Genomic DNA, 25,506 nt, shown 5'->3' on the forward strand with positions numbered 1-25,506 from the left:
GGTAGTCATCCCATGACAAAAGGGCGGTCTCCTTATAACGGATGGCCAGTTAAATTATTTCATTTACTACTAAACACACGAGCCTAACGTGGGTGGTTGTTTTTCACAGGACACATGTTCATTTAAAAAAGAGGAGTAGGTCTTTCAGATATTACGCTTTTTACTAATCGATGCTTAATTCAAATATAGAATTAATTAATTTGTTTCTGTACAATCTCCAGGATTTTATTTAACGGAATGCGCTCCTGTTGCATATTATCCCGGTAACGGATAGTCACTGTATTGTCTTCCTTAGTTTGATGGTCAACCGTTATGCAGAAAGGAGTGCCCAAGGCATCCATCCGGCGATAACGCTTACCAATGGTGTCCTTTTCCTCATAAAAGCAGTAGAAATGTGATTTGCACTCATCCATGATTTGCCTTGCTATTTCGGGCAAGCCATCTTTTTTGGTGAGCGGCAACACGGCCAGTTTAATGGGCGCCAGCTTGGGAGGGAATTTCAATACCACCCGGCTGTCCTGCTTTTCCGGCGTGCTCAGGTCTTCTTCGGTATAGGCTTCACTGAGGATCAGCAGTATCGTTCTATCGAGACCGATGGAGGTTTCGATTACATACGGTACGTAGTTCTGATTAATCTCATTATCAAAGTATTGTATCTTCTTTTTGCTGTACAGCTGGTGCTGGCTTAGGTCAAAATCGCCACGTGAATGGATGCCTTCTACTTCTTTAAAGCCGATCGGGAACTCATATTCGATATCACAGGCAGCTTTGGCGTAGTGGGCCAGCTTTACGTGGTCATGGTAGCGGTACTTTTCGGGCGATATGCCCAGGCTTAGGTGCCATTTCAGGCGCTCAGCTTTCCAGTACTCATACCATTCGCCTTCTGTGCCAGGACGGATGAAAAACTGCATTTCCATCTGCTCAAATTCACGCATACGGAATACGAACTGACGGGCTACGATCTCATTTCGGAAGGCTTTTCCCACCTGGGCAATGCCAAAGGGGATCTTCATCCGGCCGGTTTTCTGTACGTTCAGGAAGTTAACGAAAATGCCCTGGGCGGTTTCGGGTCGGAGGTAGATCTCATTGGCGTCTTCGGCCACACTACCCAGCTGGGTAGAGAACATGAGGTTAAACTGGCGCACATCGGTCCAGTTGGAGGTACCGCTGACGCTGCACTTTATCTTGTTGTCTTCGATCAGTTGTTTTAAGCCAGCCATATCGTCTTTGCCCAACAGGCTTTCCATGGAAGCTATCAGGGCGTCTGCTTCGGCTTTTTTGCCTGCTTTTTCCAGTTCTTCGGCGTGGGCTTCTATGAGGTGATCGACACGGTAGCGCTTTTTGCTGTCCTTATTGTCGATCATGGGGTCACTAAAATTATCGACGTGGCCGCTGGCTTTCCAGGTTGTAGGGTGCATGAAGATGGCTGCGTCGATCCCTACAATGTTTTCATGCATCTGGGTCATGCTCTTCCACCAGTAGTCGCGAATGTTCTTCTTCAGTTCGCTGCCCCACTGGCCATAATCATATACGGCACTCAACCCATCATAGATCTCACTGGACGGAAAAATAAATCCGTACTCCTTACAATGCGAAATGATCGCCTGGAACTTATTGGAATCTGAAGCCATAGCGGGCAAAGATAAGGATGCGTAATATTATCTGTCCCAGTGATTCAAAAAATAGTACGCATATAATTTTTTACCTTTTGAGATAGCCGTATGCGGTCAAAAGGGTGGTTTTAAAAGACAGATTGTTAATTATCGCCCCCTGCCTTGCGCAAACTACGGCTGGCTATTATATTTATACACGATTAAAAATCCACTCCCATGACAAACGTTGAAGCTATCCGCCTTGAGATCGACAAGCAAATTGCAGCCGGTTTTACGATCGATGAGATCAGAAAAAACCTCCTTTCGCAACAGCACACTCCTGATGATGTAAATGCAGCTTTGCGACAGACGAATGCTGCCGGCAGGGCCAAATCCTCTTCCGGTGTAGGCATTGTCTCTGTGCTGATCTCTATCTATTTTATTTTTAGCGGCATCATGAAGATGAGCAAGTACCCTTCCGGAAGCACAGGATACATCTTTGGTATCGTTATGCTTATTGCCGGCATAGGCGGACTTATCTTTAAATTAGTAGATATATCGCGGCGCTAAATACTATTCCGGGTTCCCGAAGCGGCAGTAGACCTGTTTTGCTGCCGCTTTTTATACAATACCGCGCCGGCGAAGATGATCAGTGCGGCAGCAAGCACGCATAGCCCTATCCACCTGCCGGTTTCATTATTCTTGATTACCTGCTTATTGCGGTATACGTGATTGGTATAGGGAGTGTCATGCTTGATGATGTTGACAATTTTGATGGTATATGGCTCATAGCGCTCCTGCGACCGGTCTGCCTGATCTTGCTCCAATTGAATCGCGATCGTATCTCCTGCATGGAGGTCTTTTATAAAATATTCGCCTCCTCGGTAGTCATAATACTTATCATTGAACTGGTAAACGTGCGGTGTTTCAAAAAAGCGGAAATGAAAGGCATGCTTATGGGGTTTCCGCGATAATCTGATCAACTCAGGTTCTTTATACAATACCAGTGAAGGTATGGTGATCAGTTCTTTTTCTACTATCACATTCTCCTGGGAGCCAAAGAAGTACATAAGAGATGTTACCAGCATTATGCCCAATACAGCTCGCAATTCACGGGAAAGTTGCATGGTTTTATTATTTTCTGTCTGTGCTGGCTTTCTATATTTTTCACCGATGTTACCAATAAGCATCAATATGGCAGCTACTGCACTAAGCACAAAGAGCACAGCAAATGCAATGGCCCCATATCCCATTCCGCTGTCACCTATTGTTTCTCCGAGAATAAAATAGCCCGCTGCCGCGAGTAAACCAAATACCGCTATGGTCAGGAGTTTGTTATTGTTTCGTTTGACAGTTGTATGGTAGGTGCTTTTATGATCGGTACGCATCTTTTCATAGGCCTGCATCGACTGCTCCTCAGTGAGGTAAAACATCTCCTTTAGCTCCTTAACGATGGTGTCTACGTCTTTATCATCTGCTACGAGCAATAAAGCGTATTCAGCCGCACGGTCTATTCTTTCTTCTACGGACAGGTTTTCATAACTCATGCAAGGGGCAGCTTACTTTAATTTCTCATTGTTGATATGCCGGTTGGCATCGCGGATATTTTTCTTCTCGAAGTTCTTTTGCAGCGCTTCGGTCAGGTTGACGCCGGTTTGATTGGCCAGGCAAATGAGCACCCATAATACATCAGCCATTTCATCGGCCAGGTTTTTATTCTTGTCGCTTTCTTTAAATGATTGCTCACCATAGATGCGTACCATCAGGCGGGACAGCTCTCCTACTTCTTCCACCAGGATGCCAAGGTTGGTGAGTTCATTGAAGTAACGAACGCCTACGGTCTTGATCCATTGGTCTACCTGCTGCTGGGCATCATTGAGTGTAAGTTCCATATTGTGGTTTTTTATTCTTTATTCTTGGTGTCTATAATGATGGTCACTGGACCATCGTTGAGGAGGCTCACTTTCATGTCGGCGCCAAACTCTCCGGTGCCGATGGGTTTGCCGAGGTCTGCTTCTAACTGGGCAATCATCTTTTCGTAGAGTGGAACGGCAATATCCGGTTTACTGGCGCGGATATAGGAGGGACGGTTACCTTTTTTGGTAGCGGCATGCAGGGTAAACTGGCTTACCAGGATAATGTCGCCGCCGTTCTCTTTTGCGGACACATTCATTACCCCGTTCTCATCATTGAAGATGCGGAGGTTGACGATCTTGTTGCTCAGCCACGTAATGTCTTCGGGGGTATCGGCATCCTCAATTCCTACGAGTACCAACAAACCATTTCCGATGCTGGAGCGTATTGTATTATTGATGGTCACACTGGCCTGGCTTACGCGCTGTATTACTGCCCGCATATTTAATTGGTTAGTGTGTAAATTTATAGGAAGATTGTGCAACCGGCAAAATGACTGTATATGGCGAATTTGATTGATGTATCGAAAGAAATTGTTTTTAAAACCGCCCGGAGCGGCGGTAAAGGGGGGCAGAACGTAAATAAGGTGGAGACGATGGTAGAGGGTTATTTTGATATTGATAATTCATTGATATTGAGTGATCAGCAGAAGGAAGTATTGCGTAAAAAGTTGGTGTCGAAGATAAATTCGGAAGGGTTTTTGCAAGTAAAGAGCCAGGTCCATCGCTCGCAGTTGGAAAACAAGCAGGAGGTAGTAAAAAAGATGCATGTTTTGATCGAACAGGCACTAAAAAAGGAAAAAAAGCGTATAGCTACCAAACCTTCAAAAGGTTCCAAAGAAAAGCGATTGGATTCCAAAAAGAAACAGTCCGGACAAAAACAAAACCGGCAGAAGATCCGTCCTATTGATCATTAACCTTTAACCCGTGCTCATGCAAGTTCGACACCTTCAATACCCAACCATGCTTACCAGAACTTTTATTGTCTTTATCCTTGCTGTATCTGTTATTTCCTGTCAGAAGGAACTTCACGGTGTTGTAGTGACAGAGCCCGATCACAATATTGTGCTCCGTTTTAAACCGGTGGTGCAATATGATTCGGTAGAGATGAAGTTTGACACGGTTACTTACCAGAATTTCTTCAAAGAGTCTTTTACGGTAAAAGCCTTTAAGTTTTATATCCACGCCATCGAGCTCATCAATACCGATTCCGGCATGATATACCATGTTGGTGATCAGAGATATTTCCTGATCGATTTTGCCGACACCAACTCATCCACATTGAAGCTGTCTGTAAAGCCGTATAAGTACAACCGCATTGCTTTTACGATAGGTGTCGATAGTGCGCTGAATGTAAGTGGTGCGCAAACAGGCGCCCTCGATCCCGCCAAGGGCATGTTCTGGGCCTGGAATACCGGCTACATCATGGCCAAGCTGGAGGGTACTTCTCCTTCTTCCACCGCTCCCGGAAAGATGTTTGAATACCATATTGGTGGGTTTAAGAAGGCTGAAAGCGTGATAAAAAAGGTAACTTTATTGTATCCGTTTGGCGAGAATGTGGATATGCAGCCAAAGAAGACCACGGAGATGAATATTGTTGCCGATGCATATGACTGGTTCAATAGCCCGCATGATATCCGCATCAGCGCCAACCCGGCTGTGATGACTGCAGGCCCGCTGGCTCAGCAGATCGCAGACAACTACTCAAAAATGTTTACGGTAGTGAGTATCACTAATGACTAACTGTGACCATACGATGGACTATACGCATTTCTCTTTTTCTGATACTGGGTGCAGTATGGATACAGGCATGTAAGAAGTCTAATGTTGGTAGCAGCGGACCTACGCCGCTCAACTTTACGATCCCACCAGGATTCCCTGCTCCTCAATATACTTTTGCTACCAATCCTTTAACGGAAGAAGGATTTGAGCTGGGCCGCAAGTTGTTTTATGATGGTCGTCTTTCCAAAGATGGAAATTTCCCCTGTGCTTCCTGCCACCAGCAGTTTGCTGCTTTTGCTACGTTCGATCATAACCTGAGCCACGGGTTCAATAATCAATTCACCCTGCGTAATGCGCCGGGCATGTTCAACCTGGTATGGCAAAAGGAAACGCATTGGGATGGTGGTATCAATAATCTCGAAGTGCAACCGCTGGCGCCGATCACTGCGCCCAATGAAATGGCGGAGGATATCAATAACGTGATCAATAAGTTGAATCAGGACGCTACTTATAAAGCCATGTTCAAAGCGGCTTTTGGTGATGAAACGATCAATAGTCAACGGATGCTGTTTTCGCTGACGCAGTTTATGGGATCGCTGGTATCGGCTGATTCCAAATATGACCGGATGAAGAAGGGCGCTGCTACTTTCGATCAGGTGGAACAAACAGGCTATACGATATTCAAAGCCAAATGCGCCAGCTGTCATGCCGAACCATTGTTTACTGACAATAGTTTCCGCAATACGGGTATACCGGTTGATCCAACGATCAATGATTTTGGCCGGATGCGTATTACCAACAATAAGGCCGACTCACTCAAGTTCAAAGTGCCCAGTCTGCGCAACCTGTACCTCACTTTCCCCTACGCACATGATGGACGTTTCCTTTCGGTAAATCAGGCGCTGGAGCATTACAACAGCGGTGTGCAGGTGAGCACTACTGTTGACCCACTGGTGAGGAATGGTATCGCCCTGACCGCAAATGACAAGATCTATCTGCAGGCTTTTCTGCGCACCCTTACCGACTCCACGTTTATTAAGGATAAAAGGTTTGGACCACCGGAATAGCTTACTTTTTTTCCATGCACAGTTCTACTAATACTCCATTGGTTCCTTTAGGATGTAGAAAGCAAACGAGCTTATTGTCGGCGCCGGGCTTGGGCGTTTCATTGAGTAGGGTAAAGCCTTCGGCCTGCAGCCTTTTCATTTCGGCTTCTATATCGTCTACCGCAAAGGCAATGTGGTGGATGCCCTCTCCTTTCTTTTCTATGTAGCGGGCAATGACGCCCTGCGGGTCCACGCTTTCCAGTAGTTCGATCTTGGTTTCTCCCTGCCGGAAGAAGGCAGTAGTTACCTGTTCGCTGGCCACTACTTCGGTTTTGTAGCAGGTAGTGTTGAGCAGCTTTTCAAAGAGGGGGATAGATTGGGCGAGGTCTTTCACGGCAATTCCAATATGTTCTACTTTCTGCATAGGTAGTTATTGTAGTTGTTCAAAGATAGCAATCCAACCAATTGCGGTAATTTTGTGTTAGGTTTATTGTATGCTGAATCTGCCTGTATATCTTGATTATAATGCTACCACGCCCTGCGACCCGGCGGTGGTGGAGGCCATGTTGCCTTTTTTCACCACACAGTTTGGCAATGCGGCCAGCCGGCAGCATGCGCTGGGCTGGCAGGCTGAAGAGGCAGTAGACTATGCGCGCAAACAGGTAGCGGCTTTAATAGGGGCCGATGCCACGGAGGTCGTTTTTACCTCCGGCGCCACGGAAAGTAATAACCTGGCGTTGAAGGGTGTGGTGGAAATGTATGCCGGCAAAGGCAATCACCTCATTACCTGCGTTACTGAACACAAAGCTGTGCTGGATGCCTGCAAGCACCTGGAAAAGCAAGGTGTGCAGGTCACTTACCTGCCGGTGGATAATAAAGGATTGATCAGCCTGGAACAATTGGAAGCGGCTATTACGCCTGCTACCATCCTTATTGCCATCATGTATGCCAATAATGAAACAGGGGTCATTCAGCCCGTGCAGGCCATTAGCCGTATTGCAAAGCAACATGGGGTATTGTTTTTCAGTGATGCTACGCAGGCTGTTGGTAAAGTGCCGGTGCATGTGATCAATGATGGTATCGACATCATGAGTTTTTCAGCACATAAAATGTATGGCCCCAAAGGCGTGGGTGGCTTGTATGTGCGTCGTAAGAATCCGCGTGTGCGGCTTACTGCCCAGATAGATGGCGGCGGCCATGAGCGTGGTTTGCGCAGCGGTACGCTGAATGTTCCGGGCATTGTTGGCTTGGGTAAAGCTGCCGAGTTGTGCCGTGAGCAACTGGCCACAGAAGGCCAACAGCTACGCAAGCTGCGCGACAAACTGGAAAGTGCTTTACTGCAACTGGAAGGGGTGTCTGTAAATGGTGATGCAGCGCATCGCCTGCCGCATGTTTCCAACCTCGCTTTCAAATATGTAGATGGTAATGCCCTGATGTTGGGCTTCAATAAAAATATTGCGGTGGCCACCGGCTCTGCCTGTACTTCTGCTTCTATGGAGCCCAGTTTCGTGTTAAAAGCGCTGGGGCTGGAGGACGAACTGGCCCGCAGCTCCCTGCGCTTTAGTGTTGGTCGTTTTACGACAGAGGACGAGATTGATTATGTTATTGAACAGGTTTCTCAAACTGTCAAAACCTTACGTTCACTAAGTATTCAGTGATCTTCAACTTTTTATTATTCTGCTGCACGGATATAGGCCAGCATGGCATCGATATCCTGGTTTTTCAGATGCGGGAAAACGGTCATAGGCGTTTTGTCCCAGTCGCTGTACAGTTGCAGCGCTGTAGAGTCTCCTATGCGTAGCAGGTCATTACTGTTGCGAATGTATTGATAGAGCCACTCTTTTGTTCTGCGGTTTTCGATACCGGAGAGGGCCGGGCCTGTCATGTCTTTATCTACTTTGTGGCAGGCTGCGCAATTGGCTGCAAATAATTGCTGCCCATTCTCAATGACAGCTTTGTATTTATCGCTGTCACGCTCTGCGGGCGCCTGTTGTGTTACAGAATGGACTTGTGCTTCACCGGTACTTTTATTCACCGATAACTCGATCGACAGATTTTGCTTGAGCAGTTCTTCCATTTTAAATCCGGCCATGATCTCTCTCTTGCCATATAGTATCATTCCACATTCTTCTGTTGGTCCTGTAGTTTTTGAATAGGTAAAAGCACGCACGTTTACATTGTATTGACCAAAACGCTGGCCTATCTTTTTCAGTTCTTCACCATACAGAAAAGCATGGTAATCTTCCATCCTTTTGATCTTTTGTGGGTTCAGGATGTACCGCAATTCTTGTGGGCTCTCTTCGAAGATGCCATATTCTCCATGGGTCACTTCTATCACGCTTGCCTGCAGATCGGTGGTTTTTTTGCTGCAATACATGGTTATGATGGCGAGGCAGGGCAATACCAGCAGGTAGGCCATTTTCCGGGAGCCTTTGGTCCTTTCTGCAAAGAGCATTTTTATTCTTTGGGTGATGCCCGTTGAGTTGTAGCTGTTGACGAGGGAAGGAGTGTGGCCGCTCTGCAGTTTTAAAAGCAGGTGGGCATAGTCCTTTTTATTGGTGACGAGCGCTGTTTCCCGGTCTACTTCAAACTCATGCGCTTCCTGCAATAATTTTTTATAGTGATACAGGGCAGGGTGAAACCACAGGAATATTTTGAACATTTCCAGCAGCAGTATATCAAGGGTATGGCGGCGGCGGGCATGTGCATCTTCATGCATGATGACGGTAAAAGCTTCTTCGGTGTTGAGGGATGGCTGCAGGAAGATGTAGCCAAAGAAGGAGGCATTTACCCGCACATGTTCACTTTTGATGATGCGGTACCCATGAGTACGTTCGCCGGCGTTATCGCGGATCATCTTTGCGATGCGGGCGAGGCTGGCCAACAGGCTGGTGGCGGTGACAAGTACACCTCCTATATAGATAATCAATATTAGTTGCGACCAGTCGAGTGGAGCGACTGTTGTTGCCGGCAATTGCGGGGCTACGGGCGCAGCAGCAGCAGGCTGGTGCAGGAAGGGCAGGTTTTGTACCGGCAGGTATTGATTTTCGCCTGCAGGGAAACTGATCAAAGGGATAAGCGCGCTGATGATCAATGAGGCCAGGATGTACCAGCGGTTCCAGTTGAAAAAGGTGAGCCGGCGAAAGCATAGCAGGTAGAGCAGGTAAAACGGCAGGATGCTGAAGGATATGTTCAGCAGGTATTGCAACAGGCTGTTCATATTGATAGGGTTTATTGTTGGTCGATGAATTTTTTCAGTTGTTCTATTTCGTCGGGGCTCAGCTTTTCGTCTTCCATCATAAAGGAGAGCACCTTTTCGGGTTTGCCTTCAAAGTACTCTTTGAACATGCGGCGGAAGCTGCTTTTGCCAAATTCCTCCCGGGTAATGAGGGGGAAGTATTCATGGGTCTTGCCGTAGGCTTTATGTCCCACGAATCCCTTGGTCTCCAGGATGCGCACTACCGAGGAGATGGTGGTGTAGGGGGGCTTTGGCTCGTCATCCAGCTTATCTATTATGTCCTTCACAAAGCATTTCTCCAATTGCCAGATGATCTGCATGATGCGCTCTTCTGTTTTGGTGAGTTCTTCCATGATGAGGTGTTTAACGTATTTATTAGTTGTGTAACGTAAAAATAAGTTAATCTACTGAAAAACCAGTAGATGGTGGCTAATTTATTTTCTCAAGGGGTTTGCAATAGCGCCAGGAAGGGGTAGTAAAGCTTATCCGGAGGAGAGCATTACAGCTTGATTCAAAGGCAATGAATGGCTTGTTTTAGAGGTTTTTTTGCGGCTATGGTAGGGTTATCTTAGGGTTATGCTAAGATAAAAAGCCTACAAAAACCCTAAGAAAACCCTAGGATGACCCTAAGATGACCCCAGGATGGAAGGTTTATGAGACTTTGAAACCAGGCTTCAAGGTAATCGCAGTGGCAGCTTAATTCAACGACATGGCGTACATAGTGAACCTTGAGGGAAAAGCTTGCGGAAAGGGCTAAAACGCAAAAACTCTCCCGGCGGAGAGTTTTTGTTGCAGTAGGTTATGGTTATCTGTGTAAAATATATGTATGGCTAAAGCGTTAATAATCACAATCAGTTAACAGTAGGGAATGGATTTTTTGTGTAGGGAGAAAGCGAATTTAGGGAAATCCTTCTTTCGTAGATCACTCCGTTAAGCATTTCTTTTTTTATAGGTATAATCTCTTATTTTCGTACGCATGTGGCCTGTTTGTAAAAAAGAGTTTCGTCAGTTCTTCAGTAGCCTTACCGGGTATATCGCCATCGTGGTGTTCCTTCTTTTGAATGGGTTGTTCCTTTTCGTATTTCCTGATACCAATATCCTTGATTTTGGATACGCTACACTTGATAAATTTTTTGAATTAGCTCCCTGGATACTATTACTGCTCATCCCTGCCATTACCATGCGCAGCTTTGCCGATGAGTTTAAAGGAGGCACGTTCGAGATCTTACAAACCAAACCGCTCAGCCGTTGGCAGGTGGTAGGGGGCAAGTATTTTGGCTCCCTGCTGGTGGTGCTGATCGCCCTGCTGCCCACGCTCGTTTATATTTTCACCATCCTGCGCCTGTCCGAAACAGGCAGCATCGATACCGGCGCCATCCTTGGTTCCTATATCGGGCTTGTTTTCCTGGTAGGGGCTTTCGTAGCCATTGGCATCTGCTGCAGCAGCTTTACCAATAATGCGGTGGTGGCTTTTATTGTCAGTGCTTTTGTGTGTTTTATACTATATAGTGGTTTCAATGCTATCAGCCGCATTCCGGCGCTGGAAGCGGGTGCAGACTACTATGTGGAGATGGCCGGCATCGATTTTCATTACCGCAGCGTGAGCCGCGGAGTGGTGGATAGCCGCGATATTATCTATTTCCTGAGCGTGATCGGCTTTTTCCTGGTGTTTACGGGAAGGAATCTGTTGAAACGATAAACGAATCCATAATCAATATCAATAAAGCCTTTGGGGCTTTTCTTGAATATGAAAAAACTTCTTGCCTCGAAATATTGGTGGCTATCCTTGTTGATCGTGCTGGTGGGTATTAATTATCTCGCTACGTTGGTTCATTTCCGGCTGGACCTTACCCAGGAAAAGCGGTATACACTTTCTGCTCCTACTAAAAAATTATTGCGCGAACTGAAAGAGCCGGTAACGGTGACGGTGTTGCTGGAAGGCGACAACATGCCGGCGGGCTTCAGGAGGCTGTCGAACAGTGCCCGGGAGTTGTTGCAGGAATTCAAAGAAACCGGTAAGGCCAATATTCAATACAAGTTTCAAAAGCCCAGCATGGACCAGGGCGATACTACCGGCGCTTTTTCCATGGACTCGCTGATGCGCATGGGCCTTAAGCCTACCAACGTGCGGGTAAAAGTGAAAGAAGGAGAGGGCGAAGAGCAGCGTTATCTTTTTCCCGGTGCGCTGGTAACGATCGGGAACAAGATCATCCCGGTTGATTTTTTACAAAGCTCTAAAGTGTCGGATGGCGATCCTTTCAGCACGCTTAACAATGCAGAAGCGTTGTTGGAATATAAACTGGCACATGCCATTCAAAAGATATCAGCCGATAAGGTGCCTGCCGTGGGCTATCTGCTGAATAATGGCGAACCGAGGACTTACAATGTATATGATCTCATTCAGGGAACCCTGATGGATAATTATGGTTTTGGCTTCGTGCCCATCGACAGTGTGCCGGTGATCCCCGCCTACTTCAATGCCATCGTGATCATGAAGCCTACTGTGAAGTTTACCGATGAGCAGAAGCTGAAGATCGATCAATACATTATGCATGGGGGCAAGGTGATCTGGCTGCTCGATAAGCTGGACGCCAGTCTCGACAGCCTGATGCGCAAGCAAAGTGATTTTGTGGCTTTTGATTTTGGGCTGAACCTGGACGATCAGTTGTTCCGCTATGGCGTTCGTATAAACCCCGACCTGGTGCAGGATCTGCAGTGCGACCGCCTCCCGCTGGTGGTAGGTAATATGGGTGATAAGCCACAGATGGAATTGCAGGATTGGCCTTACTTTCCGCTGTTATCTTCTTATACAGGACATCCTATTTCCAAGAATATGGACCTGGTGCTGTCTATGTTCCCCAATTCGATCGATACGGTAAAAGCTACAGGGGTGCGTAAAACGGTGTTGCTGGCTACTTCGTCCAACGCCCGTACGCTCAGTACGCCGGCCATAGTATCGCTCAACAGCGTGAAAACGGAAGAAGACCTGAAGACTTTCAATAAAGCGAATATTCCGGTGGCCATGCTGCTGGAAGGCCGCTTTTCTTCCCTGTTTACCAACCGGTTGTCGCAGGCTAAAATGGATACGCTGGCAGGTATTTACAAGCAGCCTTTCCGGGCAACTTCGGATGACGAGAATAAGATGATCGTGATCTCGGATGCGGATATAGCTACGAATGTGTTTTCGCAGCAGCAGGGACCACTTCCCATGGGTTTCAACCAATTTACCAATTATCAATACGCAAACAGGGATTTCATCCTCAATTGTATCGAATATCTCGTGAATCCCTCCGGCATCCTTGAAACAAGGTCCAAGGATTATACACTCCGTCTGCTTGACCCTGAAAAGGTGGAAAATGAGAAATCCCAATGGCAGTTGATCAATATCGGGGTACCTGTTTTGCTGGTAGTACTTTTTGGTTTTATTTATCAAACAGTAAGGAAGCGGAAATACCAGTAGAGAGTTGGAGTCCCCTATCTTTGCTGCCATCAAGTAAATCAGCATGACACGGGATCAAATTACCTACCTGGTTTTTGGGATTGTTCTGGTATTGGCTATCATTATCGACCTCGGCCTTTTCAGTAAACGTTCTACGCATGTATCGCTCAAGAAAGCTTTTTGGGTAAGTGTATTCTGGGTGGCCCTTGGCCTCAGTTTTGGCATTTTTATCTGGTTTGAGCTGGGCAAGGATATGGCGCTCGAATATGTGAGTGCCTACCTGATGGAAAAAAGCCTGAGTATCGACAACATCTTCGTGTTCATCCTGCTGTTCAACTTTTTCTATGTCAAGGAGGATTTCTATGCCCGGGTGCTGCTGATCGGCATCCTGATGGCTATCGTGTTCAGGGTACTGTTCATCACAGTAGGTGTTGAGCTGGTAAACCAGTTCCATTGGGTGTTGTATATTTTCGGGGCTTTCCTGATCTGGACGGGCTATAAAATGTTTACGCATGATAATAAGGCGGATTACAATCCGGCAGACAGCCCAGTGTATAAATGGCTGAGAAAGTTCCTGCCTATCACCATGGAAGATTTTGGTGGCCGCTACATTGTGAAGGTAGATGGTAAGCGGGTATATACATCGTTGTTTGTAGTGGTAGTCATGCTGGCTACTACCGATATTGTTTTTGCGGTGGACTCTATTCCTGCCGTGATGGGTATCTCCAGGCACATCCTGGTGATCTATACCAGTAATATTTTTGCCATTCTCGGTTTACGTTCGCTTTTCTTTTTATTGAAGGGGGCGGTTGATAAATTCAGTCACCTGCAACAGGGTATTTCTTTTGTGCTCATTTTTATCGGTGTTAAGATGCTGATAGAATACTTCCATATAAAGGTGCCGGTATGGGCCTCGTTGTTGGTGATCGCGGTAAGCATCGCTGCCTCCATGGTATACTCGGTGGCCGTGGCCAACAGGGAAAAGAATGCCCATGATGCAGGGCATGATAGGGACCTTCACTAATTAATATTCATGAAGTATCATATTGAAGATATTGTTTCTATTGTAAAGGGGAAGTTTCAGCAGCAGTTTGCCAATGCTTCGATCGAGCAGTTGCTGATCGATAGCCGGAAGCTGATCTTTCCTGCTTCTTCTTTGTTTTTTGCTATTAAGGGACCTCGCCGGGATGGACACAGTTTTATCGTGCCTTTGTATGAAAAGGGTGTACGGAATTTTATAGTGAGCGATCCGGTAGATGTTGCGCATATCCCGGAAGCCAATGTGATCGAAGTAAAAGATGTGTTGCAGGCTTTGCAATTGCTGGCAACGCATCACCGCAAGTTGTTTTCCATTCCGGTGATCGGCATTACCGGCAGTAATGGTAAAACGATCGTAAAGGAATGGTTGAATCAATTGCTCGACGACCGGTATTCGATCATCCGCAGCCCACGCAGTTATAACTCTCAGATCGGTGTGCCGCTAAGCGTGTGGCCCATGAATGAATCGCATGAGCTGGGCATTTTCGAAGCGGGTATTTCCCAATCGGGTGAAATGGATAAGCTGCAAAAGATCATCCTGCCTACTATTGGCATCTTTACCAATATCGGTGAGGCACATAGTGAAGGCTTTCTGAACTCACGGCAAAAGGTGAATGAAAAGCTGCGGCTTTTTACCCATGTAAAAGCGCTTGTGTATTGCAAGGATGCGCCTGAGATCAATGAAGGCGTAGCGGCTTTGTGGCAGCAATTCAATAAAGGCGGCAAAGGTAGTTTTGAGATATTCAACTGGAGCACGGTAACGGAAGCAACGTTGCAGGTACTCACCATCTTCAAGGATAATGGCACTACGCTGATCACTGCTTTGTACAAGGAACAAACGATCGCCATTACGATCCCTTTTACGGATGATGCTTCGGTAGAGAATGCTATCCACTGCTGGTGCGTGTTACTGCACCTGGGCTTGCAACCTGCAGTGATTGCTGAAAGAATGTTGCAGCTGGGGCCGGTAGCCATGCGGTTGGAAATGAAGAAGGGAGTAAACAATTGTTCCATTATCAATGATAGTTATAGCGCTGACCTCAGTTCGTTTAATATAGCATTGGATTTTCTGTCGCAACAAAGGCAGCATGCAAGGAGGACGGTGATCCTGTCGGACATCCTGCAGAGCGGAAGGAATGAAAAGGAGTTGTATAAGGAGGTGGCGCAGGCTTTATCGCAACGCGGTGTAAGCCGGTTGATCGGCATTGGGGATAAGATGGTGCTGCACCAGGGCATTTTCAGGCTGGCCTCTATTCCTGAATTGCTTTTTTATCCTTCGGTAGAGGCGTTCAAGTTAGAGTTTCATCAGCTCAATTTCCGGGATGAGGCGATATTGCTGAAAGGCGCGCGTGTGTTTGAATTTGAACAGATAGACCGTCTGCTCGAGCAGAAGGTACATCAAACGGTGCTGGAGATCGACCTGAATGCGCTGGCACATAACCTGAAACAATATCAACAGCTGTTGCAGCCTTCTACCAGGCTGATGGCGATGGTGAAAGCGTTCTCTTATGGCAGCGGTAGTTATGAGATCGCCAATGCATTGCAGTTTCACAAGGTAGATTACCTGGCAGTGGCTTATGCCGATGAAGGGGTGGAGCTACGCAGGGGAGGCATCAATTTACCGATCATGGTGATGAATGCCGATGAATCGACCTTTGATATACTGGTACAATATAACCTGGAACCTGACCTGTATTCTCCGGGACTGTTATTGTCGTTCGAGGCTTTTCTGAAAAAAGAAGGCATCCGGCAATTCCCGGTACACATCGAGCTGGAGACAGGCATGAACCGTTTAGGTTTTGCTCCTGCTGAACTGCCTGGGTTGTTGGATGTATTGAAGGGTGATACGTTTACGGTGAAAAGTGTATTCAGTCATCTTGCTGCCAGTGAGGATGCTCAACATGATGCGTTTACGAAGGAGCAGGCAGCTATCTTTCATTCGATGGTAGGCGAATTACAGCAAATTGTAACGTATCCTTTCCTGCGTCATATTGCTAATACGGCCGGCATTGCACGGCACCCGGATCTGCAACTCGACATGGTGCGCCTGGGTATTGGCTTGTATGGCATCGACAGCGCCAATTCGCATAAGCTGGAACTGAAAGAGGTATCTACGTTGGTAGCCACCATCGCACAGATCAAGCATTTAAAAGAGGGTGAAACGGTGAGTTACGGGCGCAGGGGGGTAGTAGGCCGGAATAGTACAATTGCCACCGTGCGCATTGGTTATGCTGATGGCTATCCGCGCAACCTGAGCAATGGGGTGGGCAAGATGTGGGTGAAAGGAATGCTGGCGCCGGTGATGGGGACGGTATGTATGGATATGGTGATGATCGATATTACGGATATTCCGCATGTGCAGGAGGGTGATGAGGTCGTATTGTTTGGTCGCGAGCTGCCTGTGAGCCAGGTTGCTCATTGGGCTCAAACTATTCCTTATGAGATGCTTACAGGTATTTCTCAACGGGTGAAAAGGGTATATTTTGAGGAGTAAAAACAACAGGTTTTACCTACGGAACTCCCCAACGAAAGCCTTATCTTTGAAAACTAAAATTTTTTGTCCGGTGAAGATCAGAACCGTCGCTTTAATTATAATAGGTATTATAGCCATAGACCAGATATTGAAGTTCTGGGTTAAGACCTCGATGAATTATGGTGAGCAGATCCCATTGCTCGGTAGATGGTTCCGTCTTTTCTTCATCGAGAATGAAGGGATGGCCTGGGGTTGGAAGTTTGGTGGCGAATGGGGCAAGATAGCGCTGACCCTGTTCAGACTGGTGGCTGTGATCTTTGGGGTATTCTATATCCGCAGTATTGTAAAGAAGAAATATCACCGTGGTTTTATTGTTTGTGTGGCTATGATCTTTGCCGGTGCTTTGGGCAACCTGATCGACAGTATGTTCTACGGTATGATCTTTTCTCCCAGCGACGATAACCTGCCCAAGGCGGTACTGTTTCCTCCGGGCGGTGGCTATGCCAGCTTTTTACATGGTAAGGTGGTAGACATGATCTACGTGCCGCTTATTGAAAATAAGACGCTGCCTTCCTGGATCCCTTTCTGGGGCGGTGAAAGGTTCACCTTCTTCTCTCCCATATTTAATATTGCCGATGCATCCATTTCGGTGGGTGTGATTGTCATACTTTTGTTTCAACGTCGCTTTTTTAAAAAACATCCCCACGAAGAACCACGTACCTCGGTGGAAACCAACTCTCCGGTGAATGATACCGTACAAGTATTATAGAATATAGCTGCGAGCTTTGAGCTGCGGGCTTTATTTTATTTATTAAACCCGTGGATATGAAACGAATACAAAACTATTTACTGCTGCTGGCTGTGATGGCCGGGGTAATTGTCTCCTCGTGCCAGAAAGAAAAAAGCCTGGAAACCGGCGGTGTACCCTTAGGAGCTGCTGCCTGGGAATTTAAAGAGGGCAGTACCGAATTCAAGGGGCCGATGGATACGGCCTACTACAGCACCATTGGTGGTGTTTCGGCCCTTGTGCTGGAAGGAACCTCTACCAACTTCCAGGATGACTTTTACCTTGAGGTCTACGGCACCACGATCACTGCAGGCACTTACGCTACGCCCGCGGTTTATTTCGAGTACATCTCCGGCGGCAGCGCTATCTACAGCAATGACCCGCTGGCCATCAATAAGTTTTCTGTAACCATCAGCAAGATCGATGGTGAAGGGGTAACCGGCACTTTCAGTGGTGAAGTGGTGGACGCTGCGGGTAATGTGAAGACCATTTCCGGTAAGTTCACCGGAAAGTTTGTTACCACACCTCCTCCTCCGCCCGGCACCGGCCAGCTGATGCTATGGGCAAAACAGGGATGTGGGAATAACCTGCTGACTTTTGTAAATGGCCAAAAGGATACCATTACCAGCTTCCAGACAGCTGCTCCTTCCTGCGGCACTGCCGGTACCGCGCTGTTTACGCTGGCGCCCGGTAACTATACCTGGAAGGCGGTTTGTGAAGGCGCTACCGATACTGTTTCCGGTAGTGTCACAATAACTGATGGCAGTTGCACTGCACGGGAAGTGGTGCTGAATGGAACTCCTCCGCCTTCTACCTGCATACTCAGCAACCTGGCCAGCTATGAGCTGGGTGGTGCAAAGATCAGCGCCATCACCAGTACGTTCAATGCACAGAACCAGGTAATCAAGACGCAATTGATCGACAGCTCGTCCCAAACCGGCGGCACGATCGATAATGAGTTTAACATCAATCGTGTTACTTCAAGGGTGAATGTAGGCACCAACCAGTATTTCGTGCTGGATGCCAATGGCAGGATACAGGAGTTTCACGGTTATGTGGACCCATCAGACAATACAAGCTTTGAAGTCATCATTTCCTATACCTATTATCCAACCGGCTACATGAAAGAGGCCTTCCTGTCGTTGGCCATCGCTCCGAACAATCCTGTGTTGGTGTATACGTATACATGGACTGCCAACAACCTTACCAAGGTGACCATGGCTTTTGCCTCCGGCGAAAAAACAGTGATCGATTACCAGTATGATGCTACCAAATCAGCCAAAGGATTTCTTGCCTTCCATAGCAATACCGAGTTGACGATATTCCAAAACGCCGTCAATTTTGGGTTGAACTCGACCAATGTTCCTACCAAGTCGACCTGGCAGGATTTCCTTGCCAATGGTAGCCCGGATGGTGCGCCCTACGTATCAGATTTCAAGAATTATGTGTACGATACCAACGGATATGTGAAGAGTTTTGAGATCACCGGCGATGGTTCAGTGTATGGTGCAGATATCAAACATGTACTTTCTTATAGATGCTTTTAAAATAACGTCCGAAAGTCTGTAAGACGAAAAAGTCCGGAAGAATGTGCTTAGTAAGCGTTTTCTTCCGGACTTTCTAATGTATGGTCTTTACGATTATTACTGTCTCTTCATTTTTATTACCTGCTTATTGATGATCTTATCTTTCATTTGTACGCGCAGGGTATAAGCTCCCTGACTTAATATCTCCATTCCGCTCAGCTTCACGTTATTCAGTCCGGTAGTCATATTCTCCCTGCTTTGTTTTACGATCCTGCCATAAGAATCGGTGATGGTAATGTAAGCAATTCCTTTCTCTGGGCTCACTACGTTGAACTCTATTTGACTGGTGAATGGATTGGCCAGTGAATGGATGTTGAACTCCAGTTTGTTGCTCACCATCACTATCCGGCTGTAGCTGTAATTGCCATTCTCGTACGTTTTAAGCCGGTAGTAGGCAGTTCCTGTCACAGCAGTGGGGTCGTTGAAGCTATAGGCTGCGCCCGAGCCCGCTGCTCTGCTATTGAGGGTACCTATTTTAGTAAAATGTGTACCATCGTTACTGCGCTCGATCTCGAAGGTGGTACTGGCATCCTCATTTTCAGTGGTCCATCGTAAGGTCGTATAGTTATTCTGCAACTGCCCTGTAAAGGTAAGCAGCTTGGTGCTTAATATCCATTGACAGTTGTTGATCAACACGACCACCGTGGTATTGGCATTGAACGAGCAATTGACGTCGGTAAGGTTGGTGGTAGAGGACGCTACTTTTATGCGGTATCGTCTTCCATGGCTGGCGCTATCACCGAGGAAAGATGGAAAAGGCGCTTCATATTGGTACAATCCATTGGTGAGTACTGGAGTTCCTGTGCCTGTTACGCCTGTAGTATTCCAGGTGTTGCCGCCATCGTTACTGCGTTCCCATTCGTAGTTGACATAGTTGTTGAAGTAGGAACGAACGATAGCCGATACGTTTACCTGTTGTCCTATACAGGCTGATGATGTAGGGCCCGGATTCATGGTAAGGTTAGGGTTACAGGTAACCAGTGCGATATCATCGATGGCCCAGTCATTACCACCGCCGCCTGATGCGTTGTTACGGATGGAGATGAGGATACTTGTTTGATTGGAGGCCGTTTTAAATGTAAATCCTTTTTTGATCCATCCTACGGTGTCTATCTCTCCGGATGAATACCTGTCGAGTCCATTGACCGCAAAGGTAAGGTTGGGCCTTACGCCGGGTGCCCAGGTTTGTGTGCGGTTTGAATCGACGCCGCAATTGGTACACACGTTGCGTACCCACAAGGAGAACTCATACGAGGTGTTAGGACATAGACCTGATATAAACTGACGGTAGGCCTCACTGGTATAGTAGGCCGCATTCACCACCAGCATGTATCCGCCACGTGTGCCGGGTGCTGCCGGTGGGTTACCAGCTGGTGTGGTACTTCCGGTGTGGTCACCTATGATATCCCAGTGACCACGGAACATCCTGTTTTCGCAGGCGCCGATCGGAAGGGGTGGTGAAACTGCTGTGCCGCAATTGGGTTGCTTCAGCGCATTCTGATACGTACTGCCGGAAGGGCTCAGGTTGTTCACAATAGTATAAGTACCGTCGCCGGTTTGATCGGCGCCGGGATAAGCCAGTGGTTTATATTGGTAGCCAGAGATGAAGTAAGCAGGGCCATAGCTGCGGTTTTGTACGGTGCCGCTATCGAAAGTACCACCTGCTTCGGCTACGAAGTTCCGGCCTACGGCATCGGCGCAGATCGGGTCGTTGTTCGAGATCAGGATCTTGTACTGCGTAGTGGCGACCGTTACATCTGAACCACCGCTTGAATTTCTATACATCAGCCGTCCGGCACCGAGTGTGATGGTATCACCTACATTGCCGGTCACACGAACCAGGAAGGAGGTGGTAAGCAGTGAGCCTCCACCAATACGTGGTTTAGTGGTCGAGTTGGCCGGACCGGTGATCCAGGTGCTCGCTCCCGTAATGTTGGTGGTACCATTGTTGGCAGGCGCAGTTGCGTTGTTGCCTACATTGATACGGATGTTGTATTGACCTGTCGGAGGCGAAGCCAGGTAAGTACCGGGGTCATCGCCTGATGCGTCGGTCCATCTTTTATACAACAAACCTTCATTGGTGATCAGCTTCATGGAATCGGCCACGTAAACTGTATTCGTCGGTACATTATCGAGATACCGCAGGGCATAAATATTATTACTATTAAGTCCCGTAGGGAAATAATAGTTGGTGCGGATCTCCAGGGTGTCGCCTGGCTGCACGGTGCCGCCGGCTTTTTTCTTCGAAACGTTGACATAGCTGTTACCAAACTGTAGCTGTGCTTCAAGCACAGTTGTTTGGCTCAGCAGGATCAACAGGATAAGGATTACCCTGGGCTGTAAAGAGCTTTGGTTTAGGTTCATACGATATACGGGTTATAGGGGTTTTTATAGGGTTGGCTTTATTAGCCTTGTCGTAATTATTTTATCTGGTTTCTTTATTTGTATAATATAAGTGCCGGGCAATAGATTCTCCAGGTTGTCCATCGTCAATGTATTATAGCCTTTATATACTGTTGTCGTTGCTTTTTTGATCTGTCTGCCATACGTATCCATCAGGGTTATGGTGATGGAGGTATTGGCTGGAGACATCAGTTCGATATTGATCTTGTCGCGGAAAGGATTGACTACCGACTTGATCGCAAAGTCCTGCACTTCACCCACCAGTTGTATGATCCTGCTGTATTTACCTGTTTTTCCATCGGTAAGCCGGATACGGTAAAAACGTCCGGTGCTCAATGGTCGTGGATCAGTAAACTGATAAGTGTTGGCGCCTGTAGCCGTGCTATTGACAGTGCCGATCTTCGTAAAGTATATCCTGTCTGTACTGCTTTCTATTTCATAGCTGGTGCCTGCCTCTTCGTTGATCGTTGCCCACTGCAGCTGTGCGAGATCGTCTACAATACGGCCCGTGAATGATTGTATTTCTGTTTGCAGCAGTATGGTACAGTTCAGTGTATTGACAGTAATCAATGTGGTGGCTGAAAATGCACAACTGTTGTTGTTGAGGTTGGCAGCCGTAGAGGCAATCCGTATGCGATACCTGGTATTGTTAAGCCCAGCTGTAGCAGGGAAAGTAGGATAGTTTGCGCGGTATTCATATTCTCCTCCGTCCAGTACGGGACTGCCTGTTCCGCTTACGCCGGTATTGGTCCAGGTAGTGCCGCCATCAGTGCTTCTTTCCCAGCGCCAGTGGATGTAGTTGGGGAAGTAGCAACGAATATCGGCATACATATCGATCGACTGTCCTACACACGCCTGTAAAGATGGTGAAGGTCGCAGGTCGAGATTGGGCGCACAGGTGGCAAGTGTTACGTCATCGATGGCCCAGTCGTTGCCGCCACCACCGGCAGCATTGTTGCGGATGGTGATGGTGAAAGATGTTTGTGAAGGACCAGTGAGGTACACAAATCCTTTCTTCACCCATTGACCGGTATATTTAAGGTTGCCACTGGTATAGTAGTCAACTCCATCGATCGTAAAGGTGAGGTTGGGGTTCACACCAGAGGAATCCGGACCATTAAAGTTAGGATTCGGGAAGAAAGTAGACCCTGACTGGCCATACGGGTTATCGCCGGTAGAATCACAAGCGCAATAGCGGCAAATGTTCTTAAACCAGGCAGAAAACTCGTAATAAGTATTGGGACACAAACCTCCAATGGTTTGTTGAATGGCATTACTATTGGCATAGGCCGCATTCACCGCTACAAAATATCCTCCATTAGCACCTGGTGCTGTTGGTGCATTACCCGCCAGCGGATTGGCAGCGCCGGTATGATCGCCCATGATATCCCAACGGGCGTGTACCCGGTTGTTTGTATTGGGTATCGCTGAATTGGGATTGGTATTACCGGAAGGGCTCATGTTGTTGACGATGGAGTAGTTACCATCCTGGGGCTCTCCACCGGCAACGTTCACAAAGGTGAAGCCCGGCACAATGGCCGAGTTGGAACGGTTTTGTGTATTGCTGGCACCAAACGTACCGCCATTATCGATCACGGCATTGGCGCCTACTGAATTGGCGCAAAGCCCTGTATTTTCTTTCAGTGCGATGCGATAGGCGTTACAAGGATTGGTGATGTTGGTGCCGTTGTTGCGAAAATAGAATGCTCCACCATACATATTGATGAAGCTGCCATAGGCCATCGCCGGATTTACACGAATGCGGTAGGATGCCGATATAATGACAACGCCTCCATAAAATGAAGGGCGGCCAGCTGCATGGAGCAATCCTCCGGTTGGCGTAGACCAGGGTGTTGTATTGTTGCAGGCGCCACCGAGGTAGGCACCGGCATTGTTGGTACTGCCGAGGTTGATGCGCAGGTAACCTGCAGGGTTGTAATAAGCTGGATCATCACCCGCATTGTCACTGTATGACTTAAAGGGCAAGCCCTCGTTGGTCAGCATTTTCAGGCTGCCCGGGATATAGGTGGTATTGGCGGGTATGGTATCCACGTAATGTGCATTGGTCACGCTCCTGTTGTCCCAGTTTCCGACAGCGATGGTAGCGCGGATTTCTAAAGTATCTCCTGGTTCAATAGTGCCTCCGTTCAGCCCTTTGGTAATGTTGACATAACTCTTACCGGTTTGAACACGGGCTGTTTGGGCATGCGCCTTACAAAGTATCACTAATGAACATACGCAGAGCAGTAATGGTTTTACTGGTAAATATGTTTTCATGAGGTTTGGATTGAGTACCAAAAAGGTACCATGGTTAAACGTAAATATATAATAGATATGCCAGTGCTACAATCGTATATATACTAAGCCCAGAGCGGGTTTCAGCTATTGTTTTATGGCTAAAAATTTTACATTTTCGTAATGCCAAGATCAATAGACCGTTATATCCTAATCCTATTGAATATGAAAAACGTTATCCTACTACTGCTGTTCTTTCTTATATTATTTTCTTTTCACTCCTATGCTCAAAATGAGCCGTTTACAAAGACTGTTTTGAATGAAAAACCAACTGCCGGAGGCTATCGCCTGGCGCATCCTTTCGACATTGTATACGGCCCCGACAACTTCTTATATATTACAGAAAAGATAGGCCGCATCGTGCGGGTAGATACAGGCACAGGTGCGAGACAGATCATTCTCGACATTCGGGGTCAGGTGACGCTTAATATCACCAGGAACGGTTCGGCACCTTTTGCCGCTACCGGGATTGGCCAAAATGGCATGTTGGGCCTTGCCCTGCACCCTGGATTTGGGAGCGGACAAGACACGATTTTCGTTGCTTATAGCTACAATGGCAGTAATATAAGAATTGTGAAATATAAGTTCAATGGAGGCGCTACACCTTCACTGACCAACCCCATTACCCTGATCCAGGGGATTCCGGCCGGGGGCGATCATAGTACCGGCCGCCTTATCGTTGGTGCAGATAACAAGTTATATTATTCCTGTGGCGACCTCGGGCGCAATCAGTTTGGCAACCGTTGCCAGGAGATCCGCTCACAAATGCTGCCTTCGCTGGGGGAAGTTAATGGCGCGAACTATGTCAATTATTCCGGTAAAATATTGCGCCTCAATTTTGATGGCTCAATTCCTACAGATAATCCTTTGTGGAATGGGGTGCGCAGCCATGTTTATACTGTTGGCCACCGGAATCCGCAAGGGTTGGTGTGGGAAAAGAATCCTTCGAATGGAGCTTCTTTCCCTACACTTATGGCAGGTGGCAAGTTGTTTAGTTCAGAGCATGGCCCCAATACCGATGACGAGGTAAATGTCATTGAAAGCGGCCGTAATTATGGATGGCCCTATATAGCAGGTGATACGGATGAAGTGAACTTTCAATACATAAACTGGTCAACCGCGAATGACTGCAACCAGAATTTCGTAGAAAGTCCTTTTTTTATTCCTGCAGGCGCTGATGTAATGCAGGAAAAAAGTGCGCCAGCCAGTGTAAAAAGTAATTTCAGGAAGCCATTGGTAAGAGCCTACACGGACTGTGGGTCGCTGACTACCACCGTGTGTGAGATTGCCAATGGCGGGTGGCTTAAGTTCCCCACCATCGCTCCTTCCAGTATTGAATTTTATCACCTCAACAGTGGCCGGGGTATTCCCAATTGGTACCCTTCATTGCTGGTGCCTACATTGCGTACGGGCACCCTTTTCCGATACCGGCTCAACGCTACAAAGGATATGATCATTGGAGATTCTATCCAATATTTCAAGTCTGTAAACCGGTACCGTGATATTGCCATAAGCCCAGACGGGAAAATATATATCATCACTGATAGTATTGGCTCTACTTCAGGTCCCAGCGGGGGCAGCCAAACGAATATGACCAACAAAGGCGCTATCCTTGTGTTTCAGTACCAGGGACTCATTCTGCCAATCCATGAACAACCCGGTGGAGGTAATGTACCGAGATATGTAACCAGTGTATTCCCTAACCCTGCCACCAGTTATATCCAGGTAGAAACAGAACCTGCCGTGCAACGTCCTATCCGCTACAGATTGGTAGATATTACCGGCAAGCTGGTGCTGGATGAGCAAACAGGCCGTAACAATTTCAATATCCCGGTCGATCGATTTAAAAGAGGTGTTTATATCCTGAAATTGTATAATGGAATGGGTGCAGAGATCAGGATGGATAAGATTATTTTACAATAAAACGAATAGCACGAATTATAACGAATTACACAAATTGTGAATAATGCAGAA

The 25,506-nt window shown here is 47.2% G+C and carries 21 protein-coding genes; 12 read left to right on the forward strand and 9 right to left on the reverse strand.

The window, feature by feature from the left end; genetic code table 11:
• Positions 1 to 191 precede the first annotated feature (191 nt).
• Positions 192 to 1,631, reverse strand: a complete 1,440-nt coding sequence (locus AC5JBY_RS07830; RefSeq protein WP_495904011.1) for a glycine--tRNA ligase — start codon at positions 1,629 to 1,631, stop codon at positions 192 to 194.
• Between the two features lie 198 nt (positions 1,632 to 1,829).
• Between AC5JBY_RS07830 and AC5JBY_RS07835 the strand changes: the two genes are divergently transcribed.
• Positions 1,830 to 2,162: a hypothetical protein gene (locus tag AC5JBY_RS07835; RefSeq protein WP_495904012.1), complete on the forward strand. Its 333-nt coding sequence runs from the start codon at positions 1,830 to 1,832 to the stop codon at positions 2,160 to 2,162.
• Here the strand turns inward: AC5JBY_RS07835 and AC5JBY_RS07840 are convergent.
• From AC5JBY_RS07840 to dtd, 3 genes are read right to left on the reverse strand one after another with little or no spacing between them, the layout of a single operon-like run.
• Positions 2,159 to 3,139, reverse strand: coding sequence for a hypothetical protein (locus tag AC5JBY_RS07840; protein WP_495904013.1), 981 nt, complete (start codon positions 3,137 to 3,139; stop codon positions 2,159 to 2,161). The genes AC5JBY_RS07835 and AC5JBY_RS07840 overlap by 4 nt on opposite strands.
• A gap of 12 nt (positions 3,140 to 3,151) precedes the next feature.
• The gene (locus tag AC5JBY_RS07845; protein ID WP_495904014.1) at positions 3,152 to 3,484 is read right to left on the reverse strand and encodes a nucleotide pyrophosphohydrolase; all 333 of its coding nucleotides are present in this window, start codon (positions 3,482 to 3,484) and stop codon (positions 3,152 to 3,154) included.
• 11 nt (positions 3,485 to 3,495) lie between these two features.
• On the reverse strand, positions 3,496 to 3,948 hold the full coding sequence (gene dtd / locus AC5JBY_RS07850; RefSeq protein WP_495904015.1) for a D-aminoacyl-tRNA deacylase: 453 nt from the start codon (positions 3,946 to 3,948) through the stop codon (positions 3,496 to 3,498).
• Between the two features lie 60 nt (positions 3,949 to 4,008).
• Here dtd and arfB point away from each other — a divergent pair, with 60 nt between their 5' ends.
• From arfB to AC5JBY_RS07865, 3 genes are read left to right on the forward strand one after another with little or no spacing between them, the layout of a single operon-like run.
• On the forward strand, positions 4,009 to 4,422 hold the full coding sequence (gene arfB / locus AC5JBY_RS07855; protein WP_495904016.1) for an alternative ribosome rescue aminoacyl-tRNA hydrolase ArfB: 414 nt from the start codon (positions 4,009 to 4,011) through the stop codon (positions 4,420 to 4,422).
• A gap of 46 nt (positions 4,423 to 4,468) precedes the next feature.
• On the forward strand, positions 4,469 to 5,248 hold the full coding sequence (locus AC5JBY_RS07860; protein WP_495904017.1) for an MbnP family protein: 780 nt from the start codon (positions 4,469 to 4,471) through the stop codon (positions 5,246 to 5,248).
• Between the two features lie 2 nt (positions 5,249 to 5,250).
• Complete coding sequence (locus AC5JBY_RS07865; protein WP_495904018.1) at positions 5,251 to 6,294, forward strand: cytochrome-c peroxidase; 1,044 nt, start codon at positions 5,251 to 5,253, stop codon at positions 6,292 to 6,294.
• A gap of 1 nt (position 6,295) precedes the next feature.
• Here AC5JBY_RS07865 and mce read toward each other — a convergent pair whose 3' ends face one another.
• Positions 6,296 to 6,697, reverse strand: a complete 402-nt coding sequence (mce, locus tag AC5JBY_RS07870) for a methylmalonyl-CoA epimerase (RefSeq protein WP_495904019.1) — start codon at positions 6,695 to 6,697, stop codon at positions 6,296 to 6,298.
• Between the two features lie 70 nt (positions 6,698 to 6,767).
• Here mce and AC5JBY_RS07875 point away from each other — a divergent pair, with 70 nt between their 5' ends.
• Entirely contained in the window at positions 6,768 to 7,931 is a 1,164-nt protein-coding gene (locus tag AC5JBY_RS07875; RefSeq protein WP_495904020.1) for an IscS subfamily cysteine desulfurase, read from the forward strand.
• Positions 7,932 to 7,945: 14 nt separating this feature from the next.
• On the opposite strand, the gene AC5JBY_RS07880 is transcribed toward AC5JBY_RS07875, so the two are convergent.
• On the reverse strand, positions 7,946 to 9,493 hold the full coding sequence (locus AC5JBY_RS07880) for a c-type cytochrome (RefSeq protein ID WP_495904021.1): 1,548 nt from the start codon (positions 9,491 to 9,493) through the stop codon (positions 7,946 to 7,948).
• Positions 9,494 to 9,504: 11 nt separating this feature from the next.
• A complete protein-coding gene (locus AC5JBY_RS07885) occupies positions 9,505 to 9,864 on the reverse strand; it encodes a BlaI/MecI/CopY family transcriptional regulator (RefSeq protein ID WP_495904022.1) in 360 nt (119 codons plus the stop codon).
• Between the two features lie 623 nt (positions 9,865 to 10,487).
• Between AC5JBY_RS07885 and gldF the strand changes: the two genes are divergently transcribed.
• From gldF to AC5JBY_RS07915, 6 genes are all read left to right on the forward strand, one after another.
• Positions 10,488 to 11,210: a gliding motility-associated ABC transporter permease subunit GldF gene (gldF, locus tag AC5JBY_RS07890; RefSeq protein WP_495904023.1), complete on the forward strand. Its 723-nt coding sequence runs from the start codon at positions 10,488 to 10,490 to the stop codon at positions 11,208 to 11,210.
• Between the two features lie 48 nt (positions 11,211 to 11,258).
• On the forward strand, positions 11,259 to 12,971 hold the full coding sequence (gene gldG / locus AC5JBY_RS07895; RefSeq protein WP_495904024.1) for a gliding motility-associated ABC transporter substrate-binding protein GldG: 1,713 nt from the start codon (positions 11,259 to 11,261) through the stop codon (positions 12,969 to 12,971).
• Between the two features lie 43 nt (positions 12,972 to 13,014).
• A complete protein-coding gene (locus tag AC5JBY_RS07900) occupies positions 13,015 to 13,974 on the forward strand; it encodes a TerC/Alx family metal homeostasis membrane protein (protein ID WP_495904025.1) in 960 nt (319 codons plus the stop codon).
• A 9-nt stretch (positions 13,975 to 13,983) separates the two neighbouring features.
• Complete coding sequence (locus tag AC5JBY_RS07905; protein WP_495904026.1) at positions 13,984 to 16,482, forward strand: bifunctional UDP-N-acetylmuramoyl-tripeptide:D-alanyl-D-alanine ligase/alanine racemase; 2,499 nt, start codon at positions 13,984 to 13,986, stop codon at positions 16,480 to 16,482.
• A gap of 70 nt (positions 16,483 to 16,552) precedes the next feature.
• Complete coding sequence (locus AC5JBY_RS07910) at positions 16,553 to 17,230, forward strand: lipoprotein signal peptidase (protein ID WP_495904027.1); 678 nt, start codon at positions 16,553 to 16,555, stop codon at positions 17,228 to 17,230.
• 56 nt (positions 17,231 to 17,286) lie between these two features.
• Positions 17,287 to 18,795, forward strand: a complete 1,509-nt coding sequence (locus AC5JBY_RS07915; protein ID WP_495904028.1) for a hypothetical protein — start codon at positions 17,287 to 17,289, stop codon at positions 18,793 to 18,795.
• Between the two features lie 96 nt (positions 18,796 to 18,891).
• On the opposite strand, the gene AC5JBY_RS07920 is transcribed toward AC5JBY_RS07915, so the two are convergent.
• Together AC5JBY_RS07920 and AC5JBY_RS07925 are read right to left on the reverse strand one after the other, a co-directional pair.
• Entirely contained in the window at positions 18,892 to 21,198 is a 2,307-nt protein-coding gene (locus AC5JBY_RS07920) for a T9SS type A sorting domain-containing protein (RefSeq protein WP_495904029.1), read from the reverse strand.
• 24 nt (positions 21,199 to 21,222) lie between these two features.
• The gene (locus AC5JBY_RS07925) at positions 21,223 to 23,514 is read right to left on the reverse strand and encodes a T9SS type A sorting domain-containing protein (protein ID WP_495904030.1); all 2,292 of its coding nucleotides are present in this window, start codon (positions 23,512 to 23,514) and stop codon (positions 21,223 to 21,225) included.
• 183 nt (positions 23,515 to 23,697) lie between these two features.
• On the opposite strand from AC5JBY_RS07925, the gene AC5JBY_RS07930 reads away from it, so the two are divergent.
• The gene (locus AC5JBY_RS07930) at positions 23,698 to 25,455 is read left to right on the forward strand and encodes a PQQ-dependent sugar dehydrogenase (protein WP_495904031.1); all 1,758 of its coding nucleotides are present in this window, start codon (positions 23,698 to 23,700) and stop codon (positions 25,453 to 25,455) included.
• The last annotated feature ends 51 nt before the right edge of the window (positions 25,456 to 25,506 follow it).

Source organism: Paraflavitalea sp. (assembly GCF_059502485.1).